Annotated in this window: 4 protein-coding genes; 1 reads left to right on the top strand and 3 read right to left on the bottom strand. The window is 64.3% G+C overall.

The window, feature by feature from the left end; all coding sequences use genetic code 11:
* Positions 1-130: 130 nt before the first annotated feature.
* Entirely contained in the window at positions 131-1,420 is a 1,290-nt protein-coding gene (locus QZY06_RS14180) for a BLUF domain-containing protein (RefSeq protein WP_295685669.1), read from the top strand.
* Here QZY06_RS14180 and QZY06_RS14175 read toward each other — a convergent pair.
* The 3 genes from QZY06_RS14175 to QZY06_RS14165 form a co-directional block, all read right to left on the bottom strand.
* Entirely contained in the window at positions 1,398-3,188 is a 1,791-nt protein-coding gene (locus QZY06_RS14175; protein WP_295685667.1) for a DUF885 family protein, read from the bottom strand. The genes QZY06_RS14180 and QZY06_RS14175 overlap by 23 nt on opposite strands.
* Before the next feature lie 137 nt (positions 3,189-3,325).
* Positions 3,326-4,543 (bottom strand): FtsX-like permease family protein, encoded by a 1,218-nt coding sequence (locus QZY06_RS14170; RefSeq protein WP_295685665.1) that lies wholly within the window; start codon positions 4,541-4,543, stop codon positions 3,326-3,328.
* Between the two features lie 10 nt (positions 4,544-4,553).
* Positions 4,554-5,184 (bottom strand): FtsX-like permease family protein (locus QZY06_RS14165; protein WP_295685663.1); only part of this gene is annotated, 631 nt, incomplete at its 5' end.

Below are 5,184 nucleotides of genomic sequence, written 5' to 3'. Positions count from 1 at the left end.
GGTCAGAAAAACAGTCCTTCGGCGGGGTGCACCGAATGGACGCTTTCCAGGGCATGGCTGCAGCCGCAGCGCTTGCTCCTGATGGCGTTCTGCAGGGCCGCTCGGGACACCGTGCTGAGGAGCCCCGACCGTGCAGACTTCCCGTTCGTTTCAGCCAGGCAAGCCCTACTCCCGCGATCCGCTTCGCGGCGCGGCGGCGGCGCCGATCTGGTCGCTGGTCTATCACAGCCGCGCCTCCCGGCCGATGTCGGAAGCCGATCTCGACGAGCTGCAACGCTCGGCGGCGGCGCGCAATCGCGCCGAGGGTCTGACCGGTCTGATGATCTATGACGAAGGCCGCTTCTTCCAATGGCTGGAAGGGCCGGAAGCCAGCATCGAGAAAGTCTGGCCATCGATCCAGCGCGATCCGCGACACGGCGGCATCGACGTGCTCGGCCGTAATCCGGCGTCGCTGCGTTGCTTCGGCGATTGGGACATGAAGTTGTCGACGCGCAGCCTGCGCAACAACAAGGCGCAATCCGGCGCCATGCCCCTGCCGCCGATGCTGATCGACACGCTGAGCCGTCGTCCGCATGCCGCCACCGAACTGCTGGCGTCGATGGCGATCCGGTCACCGGTGGTCATTGCCCGCGAGCAGCTGTCGGCCAAGGCTGCCGCCAAGCGCATTGCCGAAAAGCCCCAGTACGCGGCCTTGCGGAATGTTGTCGAGAAGGTGCTGATCCCGCAGCTGGCGGCACTACATGTCAGCGATGCAGTGCAACTGCCGGTCGATCCGCGCATCGCCGAACTGGCGAAGCTGCTGATCGCCACCGATCCGCACGCCGGCGACCAGCAGTTCGGGGAGCTGCAGTCGCTATCGCGCTCGATCAGCACGCTGTGCACCGATCTCTACGAACCGCTGGCACGCAGCCTCGGCGATCTCTGGCAGGCCGATGACTGCACCGAACTGGAATTGACGGTCGCGCTGTGCCGCGTGCAAAGCGCCATGCGCAATGCAACTTCAAATGCCGCGCGGACACCGGGCAGCAATCTGCCCGCCGTGCTGGTCACGCCGCAGCCCGGCGAGCAGCACCGGCTCGGCGCCAGTCTCGATGCCGAGGTGCTCTGGCAGGCCGGATGGAATACCCAGTACGAAGCGCCGGCCACCGATGAAGCGCTGGAACAGCTGGTTGCCGATACCTGGTTCGATGCACTCGACCTGTCGCTGAGTAACTCGTTCCGCCGCGAGCACTGGCTGCCGCGCATGGCACAAACCATCCAGCACGTCCGCGATGCCTCACGCAATCCGCAGCTGGTCGTCGTGGTCGGCGGCCGCGTGTTCTACGAGCACGAACAGATCGGCACAGATATCGGTGCCGACGCCAGCAACCGCTCGGCACCGTTGCTCGCTGCCAAGATCATGGCGACGCTGAAGCGCTAGCCTTAATCCAGGCGCGCACCCGCTCGCTGAGATTATCCAGCGGCAGCGCGCCGCCACTGAGCACGGTGTCGTGGAAGGTGCGGATGTCGAAGCGATCGCCGAGTGCCGCCTTGGCTTCCTCGCGCAAGGCCAGGATGCGCAACTGGCCCAGCTTGTAGGCCAGCGCCTGGCCAGGACAGGCAATGTAGCGATCGGTCTCGGACTGAAGGTCCGGCTCGTCGTCCGACGAATGCGTGTGAAACCAGTCGACCATCTGCTGCCGCGTCCAGTGCTTGTAGTGCATGCCGGTATCGAGCACCAGACGGTTGGCGCGCAGCAGTTCATCGGATAGCCGGCCGTAGTCGCTGAGCGGCTCGGTGTAGAAGCCGACATCCTTGCCGAGCCGCTCGGCGTACAGCGCCCAGCCTTCGACATACGCCGTGTAGCCGGCCTGCTGTCGGAACGGCGGCAATTCCGGCAGGGTCTGGGCAATCGAGATCTGCAGGTGGTGGCCTGGCGAGCCTTCGTGGTAGGTGGTCGATTCGATGGTCAGCAGCGAGCGGTGCGCGAAGTCGCCGGTGTTGACCTCGATCTGCCCTGGCCGCTGGCCGTCCGGCGTGCCCTGCAGGTAAGCCGCGCCCGGCGCCTCGTTCTCGCGATAGGCCTCGACCTGCTTGACGATCACCGCGGTCTTCGGCAGCAGGCCGAACAGCTTGGGCAACATCGGTTCCATCTGCGCGTTGTAGCGCTTGTAGGCATCGACAATCTGCTGCCGCGAATTGGCGAAGGTGTTGCGATCCTTCTTCAGGGCTTCACGAAAGCTGGCCAGATCCTGGTGACCGAGGCGCTTGGCAATCTGTGTCTGCTCGGCTTCGATGCGCGCGACTTCGGTCAGCCCGAGGTCGTGGATCGCCTGCGGCGTCATCGTCGTCGTGGTCTGCGAGCGAACTGCAAACCGGTATAGCGCATCACCATCCGGTAACGCCCAGATACCGGGCTCGCGGCGGCCTTTCGGCGCGTAGTCCTTGGCGACGAATGCCGCCAGACGCCGATAGGCCGGCCGCACCTTGCCATCGATGGCGGCGATCGCCGCTGCTTTCAGTCGCGCCTGCTCGGCGGCCGGAATGCTGTCCGGAAACTTCTGCAGCGGTGCCGCGAATGCGCTGGCGACGCCGGCTGGTTCGGCGAGGCTGCGGCACTGGGTTACGACCTTTTCAAGCAGGAACTTCGGCGGCATCAGCCCGGCCTTGAGGCCGCTGCGGGCAACGGCGATCAGAGAGTCGATCTGCTCCGGCATGGCGTTCAGGCGTGCGATGTAGTCCTCGAACTGCCGCACCGTATTGGTCGGCAGCACGCTCATGAACTGCGGGTACTGCAGATGCGCGCCGACCGTCTGGTCGAGCGGCATCAGATGCAGGCGCAGGCGGTTGAACTCGAGACCATCCTTGAGCTGATCGATCATCAACTCGCGGTTCAGGCGCTCGGTTTCCGGGAAGCCGCTGCTGTCGATCGCTTCGAAACGCTTGAGGAAATCAGCAGCCTGTTGCTGGCGCTTGGCTGTCGCCACCAGCGAGTTGTCGGTCCAGCGATCGTTATAGCGATAGTCGCCGATGGTGGTCGCCAGTTCCGGACTCTGGGCCAGCTGGTCCTGCCATTGCTCGTCGAGCAGCAGCGTCAGTGCCTTGCGCCGGGCTTCGAGCGAACCATCGTCAGCAGAAAAGCTGTTGCCGCTGACGAGGCACAGCGCCAGGAGAAGAATGCGGCTGAGAGCGACGAGGAAGCGCGGCATGAGTTCGATTCGCGAAACCTAAAGCAAGAATGTCATTCCCGCGCAGGCGGGAATCCAGTTTTGACGCTTACACATCGCAGGCAACAGAGAACTGGATTCCCGCCTGCGTGGGAATGACGATCCATGAGGAGCAAGTTTCAAACCGACCGCGTCGCCATCGCCGGCGCCACCCGCGAGGCCCGACGTGCCGGGCCGAGCACGGCCATCTGGCCGAGTACCCACAGGCTCACGCAGCCAGCCGGCACGTAGTACCAGGGCATCCGCGCGGTTTCGTAGTTCTGGATCAGCCATGCGTTGAAACCGTATGCGAGTAGCGTGCCGGCGACCAGACCAAAGCTGGTGATGACGAAATTCTCGGCCAGGAAGTGACGCAGGATTGCGCCGCGCGTGGCACCCAGCGCCCGGCGCGTGCCGATCTGCTTGGTCCGCTGGGTGACCCAGAAGCTGGCCATGCCGACGATGCCGAGCGCGGTGATGATCAGCAGCGAGGCGATGACCACGCCGAGGATGATCATCATCGCCCGGTCTTCGGCATAGCTGTCGGCGCGGATCTTTTCGACGCTCTTCGCATCGCGGACGATGCGGTCAGGATTCAGCTCGGCCAATTTCGCTTCGGCCAGCTTCATCATGGCGTCGCGCCGGCCAGGCTCGGCTCGCAGCACATAGCGGGTAAAGCGGCCATCGCCGATCATCTCGGGAACCACGGTCGAGTAATCGATGATCCGTTTGTTGTGCACCCACGGCGACTGCAGTGGCGCAACGATGCCGATCACCGTGCTCGGCGCCGCCTCGGTATCCAGGTAGAAGGATTTGCCGATCGGGTCTGCACCCGGCCACAGCTTTTCGGCCAGAGGCTTGCTGAGGATCACGCCCGGCGGCCAGCCCTGCGACTGGCGGGTGCGGCTACCGATTTCATCAGACCGGAAGTTGCGGCCGGCGACCAGCCGCGCACCGAGCGTGTTCAGGCCGTGCTCGTCGATGAAGTACATCGCGGTCGGTGCGGTCGGCGTCTTCTGTTCCTTGTTCAGTGAAGCGCCCTGGCTCCAGCCGCCGTCGCTCAGCGGCAGGGAATTGATCGGCGCGGCGTCGACGATGCCTGGCAGGCCGCGCAGCATCGCCAAGTCTTCGGCCATTGATGCCCGCAAATCGAAATCAGCGCCGAAACCGATGCTGCCGATGGTGAAGGTATCGGCTTCGTTAATGCCGCTTGGCCGGTCCATCAGCGCCGCGCGCTCGCTGATGATGAAGAGGCTGTTGCAGACAATCGCCAAGGTCAGCGCGATCTGCAGGCCGATCAGCACCAGCGATACCTTGCTGCGCATCAGCGCCGACAGGATGGGACGTAGTTCGAACATGTCGCTACTCCTACTGGGTTTTGAGCTGGGTGGCCGGCTGCACCTTGCAGGCGCGCCAGGTCGGGAACAGGCCGGCGAGCAGCGCCGACACCACCGACAGCAGCAGCGTGATGGCGATCATCGTCCAGTCGAGTTGGGCGATGTTTTTGAACTGCGTGTACAGCACCCGCACGCCCATCAGCCCTGCCGCGGTAAGCGCCAGGCCAACCAGCCCGCCGCTGATGCCGACGACACCGGCTTCCACCAGATGCTGCATGAACAGTTGCTGGCGGCTGGCGCCTAGCGCGCGGCGCAGACCGATCTCGCCGCTCTTGCGCATGAACTTCGCCAGCAGCAGGCCCACCGTGTTGACCAGGCAGACAGCCAGGAATGCGAAGGCCAGACCGACCTGGATCTCGACATCACGCGACACCACTTCCTGCAGGCTCAGCCACTGATTGACGTCCGGCAGCAAGGTAGCCACCGGCCGAGGGAAGCGGCCCTGCTTCTTCTGCTCGGTGACATAGGCATCGAGATAGGCCTTGTAGGCGTCCAGCTTCTCGCGGCTGTCGAGCTGCACCCAGAACTGGGTCCAGATGCATTCCGAGGCCAGGAAGCCTTCCCAGCCCGGATCGGAGTTCTTCCAGCAATTGTTGTTGCCG

The organism is uncultured Nevskia sp. (assembly GCF_903885465.1).
In the GTDB taxonomy this organism is placed as follows: Bacteria; Pseudomonadota; Gammaproteobacteria; order Nevskiales; family Nevskiaceae; genus Nevskia.
The sequence above is the reverse complement of the archived record's forward strand: the minus strand, read 5'-3'. Positions and strand labels throughout refer to the sequence as shown.

Excerpts from the sequence above, each read along its gene's own strand:
- QZY06_RS14175 (WP_295685667.1), bottom strand. The coding sequence starts at position 3,188 with ATGCCGCGCTTCCTCGTCGCTCTCAGCCGCATTCTTCTCCTGGCGCTG.
- QZY06_RS14170 (WP_295685665.1), bottom strand. The coding sequence starts at position 4,543 with ATGTTCGAACTACGTCCCATCCTGTCGGCGCTGATGCGCAGCAAGGTA.